Here is a 14,652-nt window from a genome sequence, read left to right on the forward strand (position 1 = left end):
AGCCATGACCGCGGTGCCCGAGTGGATGCGCCCGCCCCGCCCCGAGGGCTGGTTCGCCGACGACCTCGACCACCTCCCCGAAGCACCCCGTCATACCGAATTGATCGACGGAGCCCTCGTCTTCATGATGTCCCCCCAGCGGAACTGGCACGGTCGGCTCGTCACTGCCTTGACGCTCGCTCTGGCCGAACAGGCACCCCCGGGCATTGAAGTCGAGCGTGAGATGACGATCCGACTCGACTCACGAAATCGCCCCGAAGCAGACCTCCTGGCCACGACGGCGCCGTACGAGCCTGACCGGACCTTCTTCACACCCGATCAGGTGCTGCTCGTCGTAGAAGTGGTCTCTCCCGAGTCGGCGCACCGCGACCGGACCGTCAAGCTTCGCAAATACGCCGAGGCGGGCATCCCCAACTATTGGCGGGTTGAGGATGAGGAGGGAGAGCCGGTAGTTCACGCCTACGGGCTCGACGGGCCTACTCGCCTCTACGCGCCGACAGGAATCCATCGCAACGAACTGCACGCCGCGAAGCCATTCACGATCGAGCTTGAATTGGACCGGCTGTTGCCCGCTCGCCGCGACCGAGGCTAGGAGCGGCCAACCAGCTCGTTGGCGGCGGTGCAGGTCGACTCCAGATCGGCGTGCACCGTCAGCTCCGGACGGGCCAGTCCGAGCTGCTCGACCACGTCGAACCGCCGCTCGTAGCCCGGATCAGCTCCAACGGCGAGCGGCTTGTCCGAGGCCGCCCAGCGCCCCAACTCGTACAGAACAATGGGTTGGATCGTCTCGAACGAGAACCAGAACAGCACGGCATCGGCCACCGCGAGCTGCTCGAACTCCCACCGGATCTGCCGAGCGCCCGCGTCGTCATCCCCCATCGGAAAATCAGCACGACGCGGGTTGTAGACAACAGGCCAGACCGGTTTCAGCCACTCGATCGCGTCCCGCTGCCAGTCACGGACACCACTGATGCCCCCGGCCAGAAAAATCCCCGGCCCGAGCGGTGAGGCCGGTCGCTCCGGCGCCACCACCTCGATCACACCGCCACCAGCCGAACGCGAGCACCGCATAGTTTGGCCATGTCATCGACGTCAGAGGTCAGCATCACCACCGGCCCGGGCAAACGTAGCGCCACCTCGGCGACCATGGCATCGATGGCGTATTTGTGGCCGTGCAGTCCTGCCGCTTTCAGGAGCCCCGCACTGCGCCGGGCACTTTCCTTCGTCACCGCCTCGACCCGGATCTGGGACAGCAGCCAATTCAGTCGGGCCATGTCCACACCGGAGTGGGAAACCTCGATGATCGTTGCGGCCGAGACAGCAAAGTCAGCCCCGTCCCGCTCCGCCTGCTCCAGCAGCCGCATCACCTTGCGGTCGCGATCGATCCACGACGACAAGCCCTGCGAGTCGAGCACCAGTGACTCGAGACTCACGCCGCGCGCCCGGTCTCCTCGACGCCGTGCAGGAGCGCCCGAGCCTCAGCCATCTCTTCGTCGCTGAACGCCCCGAACTCACTCTGGTAGAGGTCAAGCTCTTCGCGCAGAGCCCGGCGACGCTCGGCCCGCTCAGCCAGCTCGGTGAGATAGCCGGAGACGTTGTCGGTGTGCGACTTCATGCTTTCCAGCAGCTCCACCGGCAACGTGATCGTCACCTTCTTGGTCCTAGCCACAAGTCGACCATACCACGGTATTACCGCCGTCCAAGGCCACGCATACCGCCGCCGGAACTCGGACTACGGCCGTCGAGTTGCAGTCGGCGACGTTGATTCACAACTCAGACGTTGAAGCGGAACGTCGCGTACCGATTCCCTGGCCTGGCCATTCTCACCGACGCCCTACCTGAGCTGCGCTTACTACGTTTGGTTGCGTTGAGCAACGTTGACCGTCTTCGAGCACTCTGCGGACCACATGCGGACTGCCGCGGACCACCCCGGTCGGCGTGCCACCCCCTCACAGACCCCAAACCAGGCGAGCCCGGACGCGGTGATCGCAACACCGGCCGGGCTCATGAATCGCCCCAGGAGGCGACCCATGAGCATCATGCCCGAATACAACGGCGACCGGATCAACGACAGCAGGCCACCCGTCCGCTGCGCCGTGACCGAGCCGCACGAGCCGCACCGCACGACCTTCGCCCCCGCGACCGGCCTCCCGAACGGCCCGTGCCCCGGCGTCAGTGGCCGCCCCGAGAGCTGCCCCGACTGGTGCATCGAGGACCACGGCACCGACGACCCGAGCGACCCGTTCAACGGCCTGGTCCTGCACATGGGCGGCGACCACACCGACAGCCACGTCCGCAAAATGCTCGACCTCCACCCCGGCGGCGGCACCAACCTCGACCTGCGCGTGACCCGCACCGACAACCGTGACGAGGGCACGGTGGGCGTGCCGAACCTGTACGTCCGCATCGAGCTGGAGCTGACGACGTGGGAGCAGGCAGCCGAGCTGGCCCGCACGATCCTCGACGGCTTCGGCTACCTGGACGGGGCCGACCGATGAGCGGCCGGCGCCCGCAAGACCTGCCCGGGCGGGGCTCGCGGGTGGTACTGGTGACCAGTCGCGACGGCTCAGCGCCGGAAGGTCGCCTGGCCGCGGCGCTCGACAGCATCGCCGCGTACGGCTGGACGGTGTCGGCGATCATCGACCCGGAGCAGCACCTCGACGCTCTGAGGATGGTGCTGGACGGCATGGCCGACCTGGTCGTGGGGATCGAGCCGCAGGACGTGCCCGTGCTGCACCTGGCCGCTGACCTGAGCCACCGGACGCGATCCGGGGAGTTCGGACCGCCGGAACGCCGCACGCGCATGTTGCCGAGGGCTGCCGCCGTACCCGCTCTGGATCACCCATGGCGGGAGCCGATCAGCGAGGGCCAGCGTGATCTTGCACGACAGGTCGAACCCTTGCCGGACGTCGAATCCTTGCCGGACGGTCGGACGCGGGTGATCCGCACCGAGCGGATCCCGGCCGAGTCCCGGCGGCCGCGACTGATTCGCCGCGGCGACGACGCGTCGGCGGACGAGGGCCGAGCCGACGAGAGGTCGGCCCGCGACGCACGCACCCGACCGATCCGCCGGACGGGCTGAAGTCCGTCACCGCCCGTTCGCATTTGCGGCCCGCTCCCCAGCAGGGGGGCGGGCCGCATTCTTGTGCGGCACGATTCGGCATGCGGTTGCCGAATTGCGCAAGCGCCTGCGCGATTTCTGCAGCCCGAGTCACCACACCCAGCGAGCGCTGGTGGTCCCCTCGATGCGGTACTCGATGCCGTCGGGCGAGCCAGTGGCCGGCGCCTCGAAGGCGATCCAGCCCTTGGCGCACTTGCCCTCAGCCAGGGACCGCTCGACGAACGCGGGCGAGGGCAGGCCGCCACCGATGACGGTCACGTCGACGAGCTGCTCGCCGTCGTCGTACGACAGCAGCCACGGCCGCTCCGAAGCCGTGAACGGGATCTTGCCGCGGTTGCAGGTCCGCACCTGCACACCCTCGACGTCATCGGCACGGCGATGCGCGAGCGCCGTGACGGCCGCGACGTATCCCTCGCTGTCGGTGAAGCTGTGGGTCTGGCCAAGCTTCAGCGCCTTCGTTGCCGGCGGCGTAGTCGGCGACGGTGAGGCGGCCGAGCTCGCGGCCGACGGTGACGAGGGGGCGGTGACGACCTGAGCGGCGGGGACCGCCTCTGAGCGGCTCGAGGCGGCCGCCCAGCCGCCGGCGGCACCGACGCCGAGGGCGGCGACCAGGGCGAGCAGCCAGGGCCAGATCGGGCGTCGTACGGACGGTGCTCGGAACTCGGTCATGCGGGGATCCCAGGGGCGGTGGAGGGTTGGGACCACAGGGTGAGGGCTGCGTGCCACCGTGCGCACGCCTCGGAGAGCTAATTGGATGATCGGCGGCGAACCCCGACCGATGGCCTCAAGCCGTCCGGGGTTGACTCAGCCGTTCGGCCTCCAGGATTCCGCCAACCACGTGGCGGGATTGCGCACGCGCCTGCGCAATCTGAAACCCGTGAGCGGCGCACGGATTCGGCCATGACGTGGCCGAATTCCGCCAGCGGCTGGCAGGATTTAGTCGCCGTCGCCGTCGCCGTCGCCGTCGCCGCGGTCGGGTCGGTGCTCGGCGATCCAGGCCTCGACGTCGGCGGTAGCCCACACGTAGCCGCCCTTGAGCTTCCATGGCGCCGGGAAACCCGGCCGGAGGGTGAGCCGGTAGACCTTGTAGTAGTCGGTGCGCCGGTCGAGGCCGAGACGCATAGCGATCTCGGCGCGACCCATGACCTCGGGTGCTGCCATACCGGGCAGCCTAGGCCCAGAAGATGCGGTGCTCGGGGTCCTTCTCGGCGTACCAGACGCCGTCACCGAGTTGGACCAGGTCCGGGGTCGCTTCGAGGATCTGGCGGACGAAGGTGCGCCGCTCGGCGGTCTCCTCGTCGACGTCGACGTAGCTCCGCCGCTCGTCCTCGCACCACTCCCGGGCAGCCTCGACTGCGCCCTGGTGCCGCTCTTCGGGTGTCGTCACGGTCCGCCTCCCCAGGTCGCACGGCTCCGATCAGCAGGTCGGGACCGTGGGCGGCGACGGCCCCCGTCCTCCCCGACAAAAGAGCCGCCGCCGTGATCGCGACTGGTCCAAACGGACCAGTTGGGCGGCGGCGGCCACCGTGCGTCCACGGGGGAAACGAGTACCCGCTGTCTCAGTAGCCGCCGCCGTTACACAGAAAGCTAGGACGGCCACAGGGACACGGCGGGGACAGTTTCTCCCCCTAGCCGACGTATCCCCGATCTCCCTCGAGGCCGATCACGAGGGCGAGTTCTCGGGCGTCTTCGCCGACCACACCGGGCCGGCCGACGAGCTCGACGACCGCGGCCCGGGCGATCGGGTGATGGCGGGTCGTGTCGAGCGACTCCCGCAGCGCCTTGCCGAGGAAGTACACGACGCCCACGTCGTCCTGCTTGCCCCGGCACCGGCGGGCCTGCTCAATCAGGAAGAAAGCCCGTCGGGTGTGCGACGGCAGCGCCCGGTAGTCGGCGTTCCTGGCCACCTGCTCGGCCTCACCGAACCGGCACAGGTCGGCCTCGACGGTGATCCGGTAGACGTCCACGGCCGCGACGCCGAACAGCAGCCACGGATGGGTGTAGCCGGCCGGGAGACGACGCGCCACATCGGAGGCGGTGTCCCAGTGGCCCAGAGCGGCGCCGGCACGGCCGGCCTTGGCGTGCGCCAGGGCGAGGCCGAGGTGCACGATCCCCAGAACGGAGCGGGAGGCGGGGTCGTCGCCGGGCGCCAGGCGGCCGAGTGCCTCGGTCAGCATGTCGACGGCCATGTCCGCCTGGCCGGCCGACCGGTAGAGGTGCGCGTAGTACCAGGCGGCGATGGCCTGAGCGTCCGGGTCGTCGGCCTCCTGCGCCGCGGTGTACGCCCGGTCCGCGGACAACCAGGACAGCTGCTCGGCGGGCTGGTAGGCGTTGACGAGCTGGACGAGGTGGTACACGCGGGCCAGCTCGGCGCGGGCGCGGCGCCGGTCGAGGCCTTCGGTCGCCTGGGTGGTGGCGCGGGCGGTCCCGACGAGGTCGGGCAGCACGGCGGCGATCGCGGTGCGCTCGGTGGTGGATCCGTGCCACACACCCCACGCCATGTCGACGCGGCCGACGAGCTCGTCCACGACGATCGGGTGCGTGGCCGTGGTCGGCTTGAGCAGCGCCTGCGTGACCGCGTCCATCCCGGGCACCGGGGCCTTCGTGATGCTGCCGAGCGGGATGCGGTGGCTCCCGGTGAGCTGGGAGAGGTCCTGCACGTCGAGCGCCTCGGCGAGCCGGACCAGCATCGGCATGCGGGGTGTGAGCAGCCGGCCGTTCTCCAGCGCTTTCACCCAGTCGCTCGACCGGCCGACGAGGCCGCCGAGGACAGGTCTGCTCTTCCCCGACCGTTCGCGTAGGGCGCGCAGGCGTGCGCCGAATGCCAGCTCGGACAGTTCCGGTTCGGACATGTCGTGCTCCCCTGGTAGCGGTCAGGGTGGGCGGCCGGCCGCTACAACCGGCCGCCAGACATCGACGGTACTCCGAGACGATGAACTACTAGGTAGTCCTGATTTCCACGCCGTCCCTGCCGACGATGGATCCGCCAGCCCTGAAGTACGGTTCCAGTGCTCTCGCGATAGCAGCCCCGACCTCGACCGGGTGCGAGCCGACGGGGATCTTCGGCTCGATCCGGATGTTGTAGACGCTTCCGCCGCCGGACCCGGCACCCGGGCCCGCGCCCATCGGGACGACCCGCTCCGGCCGGTAGCCATCGCCGAAGCTGTAGCTGCGTCCGCTCGCGCCGATGCCCAGCACCGGCTCGCGGATGACGCCGCCGTTCTGCATGGCGATGTGGATGTGGTTGCGGTGCGCGTTCATCAGGGCCTCGTTGAAACTGCCCTTGTTGACGCCGCGGGTGTAGGCGTAGTCACGTCGGCTGGTGCGGTGGATCAGCTCGAGAGGGCGCTTGCTGGCGAGGAACGATGCGAGGGCGTCCTGGTTGTAGCCCATCCAGTCGACGGCCCTGCCGCTCCCGTGCCATTTCGGGTCGCCCGGCCTGTACCCGTTTCCGAAGCTGCCGGACAGCGGGCCGGTGCCCTTGATCAGCTGCACGACCTTGCGCCACGCCGCCGCCAAACTGGGCGCTCACCTGAAAGAGCACCCCGAGACCCAGCGCGCCATCAAGGAAGTCACCGACTGGGATCTCTCCGCCGACCAGGACATCCGCGCGTACGCCGAGAACCAGATCGCAATCGCCGAAGGCCTTGGCCTCGACGAGAAGGCGGCAGACCGTGGCAAGCGTTAAGAAGCGCCCTGACGGCAAGTGGCGAGCCCGGTACCGCGACGAGGCTGGCAAGGAGCACGCGCGCCACTTCGCGCGCAAGGTCGACGCCCAGCGCTGGCTCGACGAGGTCACCGCGGCCACCGTCACCGGGACGTACGTCGACCCGAAGGCCGGGCTGATGACGTTCGCTCGCTACTTCGCCGAGTGGTCGGAACGGCAGGTGTGGGCGACGGGCACCGGCCGAGCGATGCGGCTGGCTGCGGGGTGCGTGACGTTCCCCGACGTGCCGCTGAAGGCACTGCACAGGTCGCACGTCGAGGCCTGGGTCAAGGCGATGGAGGCCCGCGGCCTGGCACCGGGCACGATCAAGACCCGCGTGCAGAACGTCCGCACGGTGCTTCGCGCGGCGGTCCGTGACCGGCTGATCGCCAGCAACCCGAGCGACGGCGTGAAGCTGCCCCGCCAGCGCCGGGCCGAGGCGGCGATGGAGATCCCGACGCCCGACCTGGTGCGCGCGATCCTCGAGGCGGCGCCCGCCTGGTTCCGCGTGTTCATCGCGCTGGCCGCGTTCGCCGGCCTGCGCCTGGGCGAGCCGCCGCCGTTCAGGTGCGCGACATCGACTTCCTGCGCCGCACGCTGCGGGTGACCCGGCAGGTTCAGCGCGGCGACGGTGGCACGATCGAGATCACGCCGCCGAAGTACGGCAGCGAGCGCACAGTGTTCCTCGCGACCGGGCTCGTCGAAGCGCCTGTCCGTCCACGTCGGCAGCATGGCCGCGAGCACGCCCGGGTGGCTGTTCCTCGGCGAGGGCGAGAACCCGCCGCACCAGAACACGATCGGCTACTGGTGGCGCAAGACGTGCAAGCTGGCCGGCGTCGAGGGCGTGACCCTGCACGACCTCCGGCACTTCTACGCCTCGGGCCTGATCGCCGCAGGGTGCGACGTGGTGACCGTCCAGAAGGCGCTCGGCCACGTGAAGGCGACCACGACGCTCAACACGTACGCGCACCTCTGGCCGATGACCGAGGACCGCACCCGCAAGGCCGCAGACGAGCTGATCGCCGAGGTGACCGTGGCGGTGGCCGCCGCGGCGCTTGCGGACTCCTCGCGGACCGCCGCTCCGGTGAAGGTGGGCTGACCTGCGATGGAATGCCTGAACTACACGTTGAAGCGGAACTCCACCACGTCGCCGTCTTTCATGATGTAGTCCTTGCCCTCCATGCGGACCTTGCCGGCGGCCTTGGCCGCCGCCATCGTGCCTGCCGCCATCAGGTCGTCGAACGAGACGATCTCGGCCTTGATGAAGCCTCGCTGGAAGTCCGAGTGGATGACGCCCGCCGCCTCGGGGGCGGTCGCGCCGACCGGGATCACCCAGGCCCGCGCCTCCTTCGGGCCGGCCGTCAGGTAGGTCTGGAGGCCCAGCGTGTTGAAGCCGATCCGGATCAGCTGGTCGAGGCCGGGCTCGGTCTGGCCGGTGGACTCGAGCAGTTCCTGGGCCTCGTCCGCCGGGAGGTCGATCAGCTCGGACTCGATCTTGGCGTCCATGAAGACGGCCTCGGCCGGAGCGACCAGGGCGCGCAGTTCGTCGAGGAACTCGGCGTTGTTGAGTTCGGCCTCGTCGACGTTGAAGACGTACAGGAACGGCTTCGTGGTCAGCAGGTGGAGTTCGCCCAGCAGGGACACGTCGATGTCGGCCGCGGCGGCCCCCGCGTGCAGCGTCACGCCGTCGTTGAGCAACTTGAACGCGGCCTCGGCGGCGGCCACGACCGGCGCCCGGTCCTTCTTGAGCTTCGCTTCCTTCTGCAGGCGGGGCAGCGCCTTCTCGACTGTCTGCAGGTCGGCCAGGATCAGCTCGGTGTTGATCGTCTCGATGTCGTCGGACGGGGACACCTTGCCGTCGACGTGCAGCACGTTCGGGTCGCTGAAGGCGCGCACGACCTGGCAGATCGCCGACGCGTCGCGGATGTTGGCCAGGAACGCGTTGCCGCGGCCCTGCCCCTTCGACGCGCCGCGGACCAGGCCGGCGATGTCGACGAAGCTCACCGGAGCCGGAATGATCTTTTCGCTGCTGTAGAGCGAGGCCAGGCGCGGGAGCCGCTCGTCGGGCAGCCCGACCACGCCGACGTTGGGCTCGATCGTCGCGAACGGGTAGTTCGCGGCGAGCACGTCGTTCTTGGTCAGGGCGTTGAAGAGGGTGCTCTTGCCGACGTTGGGCAGGCCGACGATTCCGATGGTGAGGCTCACGGAACGCCAGTCTACGCAAGCCTCACCCGAAGAACTTCCGCAGTTCCGCCGCGACCAGTTCCGGCTTGCCCCGATCGTCCGCCGCGAGGTGGCCGACACCGTGCAGGGTCACGCGACGCACCTGCGGCAAAACCCCTTCCAGGCCGGTCAAGACCCGTTTCAGGTACGCCGGTGAGCGGTCCCCGCCGAGCAGCAACGTCTCCGCGCCGACGCCGGCGAAACGGGTCAACGGCCCGGCCGCCTCTTCGACCACGGTGGCGTCCTGACTCATCGTGGGCACGAGCCGCCCCAGCGACGTGTAGTCGGCGGGCCGGTTGCTGCGCCCGTCGAGCCGGATCCCCAGGCGCACCAGGGGCGTGATCGCGGCCCGCGGCACCCCGCGCAGCCCGCCCGCCCCCTTCACCGTGGTGACGAAGGCGGACGCCGTACGCCCGGCCGCCAGTTCTTTCTCGAAGCGGGGACGCCACGCCACCGGGTTGGTGGTGTCGTGCCAGATCGGCGGCTCGTACAGGGCCAGGCGCCGGATCTGCGGCAGCTCGAGCGCGGCCTGCAGCGCGATCACGGCGCCCGAACTGAGCCCGAAGATGTATCCGGCCCCGGTCTCGTCGAGCACCGCCCGCAGATCGTCGACCTCGCCGTCCAGGCCGTAGCCGGCGAACACCGGGCCACTCAGGCCACGCCCGCGACGGTCCGGGACGTACACGGTGAAGGAACTGGCCAGTGCTTGCGCGAGCCGTCGGAAGTTGCGGGACGTCTGCAGCCCGCCGTGCAGCAGCACGATCTTGGGCCCGCCGCCCCCGAAGGTCCGGTACCGGATGTCGAGCTTCGCCGAAGTCTCCATGCGTCAACCGTAGTTGACATCGAGCGACCCGTCAACCAAAGTTGACACGCCATGGCCATGTCCGAATCCCGCCAGCCACGCGAACGGAAACGCAGCAGAATTCAGGGCATGGAACTGGACTTCGAACGGTGCTACCGCGCCGTGGACAGCCGGGACCAGCGCTTCGACGGCTGGTTCTGCACCGCGGTGACCAGCACCGGCATCTACTGCCGGCCGTCCTGCCCGGCGATGACCCCGAAGCGGGCGAACGTCCGCTTCTATCCGAGCGCGGCCGCCGCCCAGCGGGCCGGGTTCCGCGCCTGCAAGCGCTGCCGTCCCGACGCGGCACCCGGGTCGCCCGAGTGGGACGTACGGGCGGATCTGGTCGGACGCGCGATGCGGCTGATCGGCGACGGCGTGGTCGACCGCGAGGGCGTGCCCGGCCTGGCCGGTCGCCTCGGCTACACCGAGCGGCACCTCAACCGGCTGCTCACGGCCGAACTCGGGGCCGGTCCGCTGGCCCTGGCCCGGGCCCAGCGCGCGCAGACCGCCCGCATCCTCATCGAGACCACCGACCTGGGCCTGGCCGAGATCGCGTTCGCGGCCGGGTTCGGCAGCGTCCGCCAGTTCAACGACACGATTCTCGAGGTGTACGCGCAGGCGCCGAGCGGGCTGCGCGAGCGCCGCAAGGTCACGCCGAACGAGGCCGGGACGATCAATCTCCGGCTCGCCTACCGGTCGCCGTTGCACGCCGCGTCGCTGCTCGATTTTCTCGAGACGCGGGCACTCCCGGGTGTGGAGGAGCGCGTCGGGAACACGTACCGGAGAGGTCTGTCTCTGCCGCACGGAAGCGCGACCGTCTCGCTCAGCCCGGCCGACCGCTGGGTCTCGGCCACGCTGCGGCTCAGCGACGTGCGTGACCTGGCGCCGGCCGTGGCCCGCGCCCGGCGACTGTTCGATCTGGACGCCGACCCCGAGGCGGTCGACGCGACGCTGGGCGCCGATCCGGCGTTCGCCGAGATGGTGCGGAACGAGCCCGGCGTCCGCGTGCCGCGTTCGGTCGACGGCTTCGAGATCGCCGTCCGGGCGATCGTCGGGCAGCAGGTCAGCGTGGCCGGCGCACGCACCACGCTGGGCCGGATGATCCGGTCGTTCAAGAAGCCGGGCGAGCTGATCGGGTTCCCGGCCGCGGCCGAGATCGCCGAACTGCCGGACGACGCGTTCGGGATGCCGGTGGCCCGCCGCGACACGATCCGGGCGCTGGCCGGCGCGGTCGCCGACGGCAAGATCGACCTCGACCCGGGTGCGGATCGCGACGAAACGGTCGCCCGCCTCACCGAACTGCCCGGCATCGGCGCCTGGACCGCGGGTTACGTGGCCATGCGGGCGATCGGCGATCCGGACGTCTTCCTGCCCACCGACCTGGCGGTTCGCCGGGGCGCCAAGGCTCTCGGGCTGCCCGACGACCCCAAGACCCTTTCCGCGTACGCCGAGAGGTGGCGCCCGTGGCGGTCGTACGCCCTCATCCGCCTGTGGAAAGCGGCGTAGTTATCCACAGGCCGTCCCCACGCCCGGCGCGAACGGGCCAAGCTGTGCCGCAACCAAACTCCCTGGAGGACATCATGTTGAAGTACCGCACCCTCGACACCAACGCCGGCGCGTTCACTCTGGTCATCGCCCCGACGGGCGCCGTACGCGCCGCCGGCTTCACCGAAAACGTGGGCGAACTGCTCGACCTCATCCATCCCGAGTTGCAGGCCCCGGCCGAACAGGCCGACGACGTGGGACCGGCGGCCGGGCACATCCGGTCCTATTTCGACGGTGACCGCACGGCCCTCGACTCGATCGTGGTCGAGCAGCACAGCGGCGGCGAGTTCATGCGCCAGGCCTGGAAGGTCATGCGGGACATCAAGCCGGGCGCCCCGGTCACCTACACCGAGTTCGCCCGGCTCAGTGGCCGCCCGGCCGCCGTGCGGGGTGCGGCCTCGGCCTGCGCGCGCAACCCGGTCGCGCTGATCACGCCGTGCCACCGGGTGCTGCGTTCCGACGGGTCGCTCGGCGGCTACCGCTGGGGCCTGGCGGTGAAGCGGTTCCTGCTCGACTTCGAAGAGGCGAAGGCTTAATCACAGGTCGAAATCGGCGGGTGGACCTAACATTCAGCCATGACTGATACGGGAACGACCGGACGCGCCGGTCTCCCCGAGCGGCCGTCGCTCGACGGCCTCGAGGACAAGTGGGCGCGGACCTGGCAGGAGGAGGGCACGTATGCGTTCGACCGCTCGAAGGAGCGGGCGGACGTATACGCGATCGACACGCCTCCGCCGACCGTATCGGGCGAGCTGCACATGGGGCATGTCTTCTCCTACACGCACACCGACACGGTCGCGCGGTTCCAGCGCATGCGCGGCAAGGCCGTCTTCTATCCGATGGGCTGGGACGACAACGGCCTGCCGACCGAGCGGCGGGTCCAGGTCGTCTACGGCGTCCGCTGCGACCCCGCTCTCCCTTATGACCCCGACTGGCAGCCGCCGGCCAGTCCGCCGAAGCAGGCGATCGCGATCTCGCGGCGCAACTTCGTCGAGCTGTGCGGGCGGCTGACCGCCGAGGACGAGAAGGCCTTCGAGGCACTGTGGCGGCGGCTCGGCCTGTCGGTCGACTGGGGCCTGACCTACACGACGATCGGGCGGCGGGCGCAGTCCGTCTCGCAGCGTGCCTTCCTCAACAACCTGGCGCGCGGTGAGGCGTACACGGCCGAGGCCCCGACATTGTGGGACGTCGGATTCCGTACGGCGGTGGCGCAGGCCGAGCTGGAAGACCGGGAACGCCCCGGCGCCTACCACCGGCTGCGCTTCCACGGCCCCGACGGCCCGGTCGAGATCGAGACGACCCGGCCCGAGCTGCTGCCGGCCTGTGTCGCGCTGGTCTACCATCCGGGCGACGAGCGCTACGAGGACCTAACCACGGTCCGCACGCCGTACTTCGACGTCGAGGTCCCCGTCCTGGCCCATCCGATGGCCGCGAAGGACAAGGGCACCGGCATCGCCATGGTCTGCACGTTCGGCGACGTCACCGACGTCACGTGGTGGCGTGACCTGCAGCTGGAGACGCGGGTCGTGCTCGGGCGCGACGGCCGGTTCCTGCCCGACCGCCCGGCCGGGGTCTCCGACGCGGCCTATCGCGACTTCGCCGGGCTGACCGTCAACGGGGCCCGGCGCGAGATCGTCCGGATCCTCACCGAGACCGGTGACCTGCTGGGCGAGCCCCGGCCGATCACGCATCCGGTCAAGTTCTACGAGAAGGGCGACTCGCCGCTCGAGATCGTCACCAGCCGGCAGTGGTTCTTCCGCAACGGCGGGCGCGAGCCACGCATCCGGGAGGAGATGATCGCCCGCGGGCGTGAGCTGCGCTGGTTCCCCGAGCACATGCGGCACCGCTACGAGCACTGGGTCAACGGCCTGACCGGCGACTGGCTGGTCAGCCGGCAGCGGTTCTTCGGCGTGCCGATCCCCATCTGGTACCGGCTCGACAACGCTGGCGAGCCGGATTACGACAAGTTTCTCATACCGGATGAATCATCACTGCCGGTTGACCCGTCCTCGGAGTGTCCGCCCGGCTTCGACGAGTCGCAGCGCGACGTCCCGGGCGGCTTCACGGCCGACCCCGACGTCATGGACACCTGGGCCACGTCGTCGCTGACACCGCAGATCGTGGGTGGCTGGCACGACGACGAAGACCTGTTCCGCCGGGTCTTCCCGATGGACCACCGCCCCCAGGCCCACGAGATCATCCGTACCTGGCTGTTCTCCACGGTCCTGCGGGCCGACCTGGAAAACGGCGTGCTGCCGTGGCGCTCGGCCGTCCTGTCGGGATGGATCCTCGACCCCGACCGCAAGAAGATGGCCAAGACCAAGGGCAACGTCGTCACCCCGGTGGCCCTGCTCGAGCAGAACGGGTCCGACGCGGTCCGCTACTGGGCGGCCAACGGACGGCCCGGCGCCGACCTGGCGTTCGACCCGGCCCAGATCAAGGTCGGGCGGCGGCTGGCGACCAAGCTGCTCAACGCGTCGAAGTTCGCGCTCGGCCTGGGCGCGGCCGAGGCACTGCGGCAGCCGGTGACCGAGCCGCTCGACCGGGCGATGCTGGCCCGGCTGGCCACGGTGGTGACCACGGCGACCGAGGCGTTCGACCGCTACGACCAGACCGACGCGCTGCAGGCGACCGAGACGTTCTTCTGGACGTTCTGCGACGACTACATCGAGCTGGTCAAGGAGCGGGCCTACGCGACCGGTCCGGCGGCCGACTCGGCGCGGGCGGCGCTGGCGGCCGGGCTGTCGGTGCTGCTGCGGCTGTTCGCCCCCTTCCTGCCCTACGTGACCGAAGAGGTCTGGTCGTGGTGGCGTTACGGGTCGGTGCACCAGGCGACCTGGCCCACGCCGTACGAACTGACCCGGGTCGCCGGCGAGGGTGACGCCGAGCTGCTCGACCTGGCCGGGGAGGCGCTGCGGCAGGTCCGCCGGGCCAAGTCGGACCGGAAGCTGTCGATGAAGGCGGACGTTCCCCTGGCCGAGGCGCTCGGGCCGGCCGAGTTGCTGGAACGGCTGGCGCTGGTCGAGGGCGACGTCCGATCGGCCGGCCGGATAGCAAAGCTCGACATGCTGCCCGGCCGCACGACCGAGTTGGTCATCGCCAGCGCGTTCTGACCCGACGCCGTTTCTGCCGGCGGGGCGGCTCAGCTCTGCCGGCGGGGCGGCTCTGGTTTTGCCGGCGGGCGGCTCAGTGCTGAACAGGGGTCCCGGCTCT

The 14,652-nt window shown here is 70.0% G+C and carries 19 protein-coding genes; 9 read left to right on the forward strand and 10 right to left on the reverse strand.

Annotated elements, in window-relative coordinates; all coding sequences use genetic code 11:
* Positions 1–4 precede the first annotated feature (4 nt).
* Positions 5–592: a Uma2 family endonuclease gene (locus tag KOI35_RS04955; protein ID WP_215784851.1), complete on the forward strand. Its 588-nt coding sequence runs from the start codon at positions 5–7 to the stop codon at positions 590–592.
* Here the strand turns inward: KOI35_RS04955 and KOI35_RS04960 are convergent.
* The 3 genes from KOI35_RS04960 to KOI35_RS04970 are packed head-to-tail and all read right to left on the reverse strand — an operon-like array spanning position 589 to position 1,669.
* The gene (locus KOI35_RS04960) at positions 589–1,041 is read right to left on the reverse strand and encodes a nucleoside 2-deoxyribosyltransferase domain-containing protein (protein WP_215784852.1); all 453 of its coding nucleotides are present in this window, start codon (positions 1,039–1,041) and stop codon (positions 589–591) included. The two genes, KOI35_RS04955 and KOI35_RS04960, sit on opposite strands and share 4 nt — an antisense overlap.
* Positions 1,038–1,433, reverse strand: coding sequence for a PIN domain-containing protein (locus KOI35_RS04965; RefSeq protein ID WP_215784853.1), 396 nt, complete (start codon positions 1,431–1,433; stop codon positions 1,038–1,040). The genes KOI35_RS04960 and KOI35_RS04965 overlap by 4 nt, the downstream gene beginning before the upstream one ends.
* Positions 1,430–1,669, reverse strand: coding sequence for a hypothetical protein (locus tag KOI35_RS04970; RefSeq protein WP_215784854.1), 240 nt, complete (start codon positions 1,667–1,669; stop codon positions 1,430–1,432). The genes KOI35_RS04965 and KOI35_RS04970 overlap by 4 nt, the downstream gene beginning before the upstream one ends.
* A 361-nt stretch (positions 1,670–2,030) precedes the next feature.
* Between KOI35_RS04970 and KOI35_RS04975 the strand changes: the two genes are divergently transcribed.
* Both KOI35_RS04975 and KOI35_RS04980 read left to right on the forward strand, forming a co-directional pair.
* The gene (locus KOI35_RS04975) at positions 2,031–2,498 is read left to right on the forward strand and encodes a hypothetical protein (protein WP_215784855.1); all 468 of its coding nucleotides are present in this window, start codon (positions 2,031–2,033) and stop codon (positions 2,496–2,498) included.
* A gap of 50 nt (positions 2,499–2,548) precedes the next feature.
* Positions 2,549–3,082 carry a hypothetical protein gene (locus tag KOI35_RS04980; RefSeq protein ID WP_215784856.1) on the forward strand — a complete coding sequence of 178 codons (534 nt, stop codon included), beginning with the start codon at positions 2,549–2,551 and terminating at the stop codon, positions 3,080–3,082.
* Positions 3,083–3,211: 129 nt separating this feature from the next.
* Here KOI35_RS04980 and KOI35_RS04985 read toward each other — a convergent pair whose 3' ends face one another.
* The 5 genes from KOI35_RS04985 to KOI35_RS05005 form a co-directional block, all read right to left on the reverse strand.
* On the reverse strand, positions 3,212–3,790 hold the full coding sequence (locus KOI35_RS04985) for a hypothetical protein (RefSeq protein WP_215784857.1): 579 nt from the start codon (positions 3,788–3,790) through the stop codon (positions 3,212–3,214).
* 267 nt (positions 3,791–4,057) lie between these two features.
* Positions 4,058–4,282 carry a helix-turn-helix transcriptional regulator gene (locus KOI35_RS04990; protein ID WP_215784858.1) on the reverse strand — a complete coding sequence of 75 codons (225 nt, stop codon included), beginning with the start codon at positions 4,280–4,282 and terminating at the stop codon, positions 4,058–4,060.
* A 10-nt stretch (positions 4,283–4,292) separates the two neighbouring features.
* A complete protein-coding gene (locus tag KOI35_RS04995; RefSeq protein ID WP_215784859.1) occupies positions 4,293–4,508 on the reverse strand; it encodes a hypothetical protein in 216 nt (71 codons plus the stop codon).
* Positions 4,509–4,749: 241 nt separating this feature from the next.
* Entirely contained in the window at positions 4,750–5,973 is a 1,224-nt protein-coding gene (locus KOI35_RS05000) for a helix-turn-helix domain-containing protein (protein WP_215784860.1), read from the reverse strand.
* A gap of 88 nt (positions 5,974–6,061) precedes the next feature.
* On the reverse strand, positions 6,062–6,616 hold the full coding sequence (locus tag KOI35_RS05005) for a hypothetical protein (protein WP_215784861.1): 555 nt from the start codon (positions 6,614–6,616) through the stop codon (positions 6,062–6,064).
* A gap of 4 nt (positions 6,617–6,620) precedes the next feature.
* On the opposite strand from KOI35_RS05005, the gene KOI35_RS05010 reads away from it, so the two are divergent.
* The 3 genes from KOI35_RS05010 to KOI35_RS05020 all read left to right on the forward strand — a co-directional run bounded on the left by KOI35_RS05010 (position 6,621) and on the right by KOI35_RS05020 (position 7,926).
* Positions 6,621–6,809: a hypothetical protein gene (locus KOI35_RS05010; protein WP_215784862.1), complete on the forward strand. Its 189-nt coding sequence runs from the start codon at positions 6,621–6,623 to the stop codon at positions 6,807–6,809.
* A complete protein-coding gene (locus tag KOI35_RS05015; RefSeq protein ID WP_215784863.1) occupies positions 6,796–7,434 on the forward strand; it encodes a site-specific integrase in 639 nt (212 codons plus the stop codon). Before KOI35_RS05010 ends, KOI35_RS05015 begins: the two co-directional genes overlap by 14 nt.
* Positions 7,435–7,557: 123 nt before the next feature.
* Positions 7,558–7,926 (forward strand): tyrosine-type recombinase/integrase, encoded by a 369-nt coding sequence (locus KOI35_RS05020; protein ID WP_215784864.1) that lies wholly within the window; start codon positions 7,558–7,560, stop codon positions 7,924–7,926.
* Positions 7,927–7,946: 20 nt separating this feature from the next.
* Here the strand turns inward: KOI35_RS05020 and ychF are convergent, their stop codons facing one another.
* Positions 7,947–9,032 carry a redox-regulated ATPase YchF gene (ychF, locus tag KOI35_RS05025; protein ID WP_215784865.1) on the reverse strand — a complete coding sequence of 362 codons (1,086 nt, stop codon included), beginning with the start codon at positions 9,030–9,032 and terminating at the stop codon, positions 7,947–7,949.
* A gap of 22 nt (positions 9,033–9,054) precedes the next feature.
* Positions 9,055–9,873 (reverse strand): alpha/beta fold hydrolase, encoded by an 819-nt coding sequence (locus KOI35_RS05030; RefSeq protein ID WP_215784866.1) that lies wholly within the window; start codon positions 9,871–9,873, stop codon positions 9,055–9,057.
* A 108-nt stretch (positions 9,874–9,981) separates the two neighbouring features.
* Here KOI35_RS05030 and KOI35_RS05035 point away from each other — a divergent pair, with 108 nt between their 5' ends.
* From KOI35_RS05035 to valS, 3 genes are all read left to right on the forward strand, one after another.
* The gene (locus tag KOI35_RS05035) at positions 9,982–11,400 is read left to right on the forward strand and encodes a DNA-3-methyladenine glycosylase 2 family protein (protein ID WP_215784867.1); all 1,419 of its coding nucleotides are present in this window, start codon (positions 9,982–9,984) and stop codon (positions 11,398–11,400) included.
* Between the two features lie 74 nt (positions 11,401–11,474).
* Positions 11,475–11,975 (forward strand): methylated-DNA--[protein]-cysteine S-methyltransferase, encoded by a 501-nt coding sequence (locus KOI35_RS05040; RefSeq protein WP_215784868.1) that lies wholly within the window; start codon positions 11,475–11,477, stop codon positions 11,973–11,975.
* 39 nt (positions 11,976–12,014) lie between these two features.
* A complete protein-coding gene (gene valS, locus KOI35_RS05045) occupies positions 12,015–14,552 on the forward strand; it encodes a valine--tRNA ligase (RefSeq protein WP_215784869.1) in 2,538 nt (845 codons plus the stop codon).
* Positions 14,553–14,652: the final 100 nt, after the last annotated feature.

Origin of the sequence: Paractinoplanes bogorensis, from assembly GCF_018829635.1 — a bacterium.
GTDB classification, from domain to species: Bacteria; Actinomycetota; Actinomycetes; order Mycobacteriales; family Micromonosporaceae; genus Actinoplanes; species Actinoplanes bogorensis.

Coding starts and splice junctions, on each gene's coding strand:
- KOI35_RS04955 (WP_215784851.1), top strand. CDS start 5: ATGACCGCGGTGCCCGAGTGGATGCGCCCGCCCCGCCCCGAGGGCTGG.
- KOI35_RS04975 (WP_215784855.1), top strand. CDS start 2,031: ATGAGCATCATGCCCGAATACAACGGCGACCGGATCAACGACAGCAGG.
- KOI35_RS04985 (WP_215784857.1), bottom strand. CDS start 3,790: ATGACCGAGTTCCGAGCACCGTCCGTACGACGCCCGATCTGGCCCTGG.
- KOI35_RS04990 (WP_215784858.1), bottom strand. CDS start 4,282: ATGGCAGCACCCGAGGTCATGGGTCGCGCCGAGATCGCTATGCGTCTC.
- KOI35_RS05000 (WP_215784860.1), bottom strand. CDS start 5,973: ATGTCCGAACCGGAACTGTCCGAGCTGGCATTCGGCGCACGCCTGCGC.
- KOI35_RS05020 (WP_215784864.1), top strand. CDS start 7,558: ATGGCCGCGAGCACGCCCGGGTGGCTGTTCCTCGGCGAGGGCGAGAAC.
- KOI35_RS05030 (WP_215784866.1), bottom strand. CDS start 9,873: ATGGAGACTTCGGCGAAGCTCGACATCCGGTACCGGACCTTCGGGGGC.
- KOI35_RS05035 (WP_215784867.1), top strand. CDS start 9,982: ATGGAACTGGACTTCGAACGGTGCTACCGCGCCGTGGACAGCCGGGAC.
- KOI35_RS05040 (WP_215784868.1), top strand. CDS start 11,475: ATGTTGAAGTACCGCACCCTCGACACCAACGCCGGCGCGTTCACTCTG.
- valS (WP_215784869.1), top strand. CDS start 12,015: ATGACTGATACGGGAACGACCGGACGCGCCGGTCTCCCCGAGCGGCCG.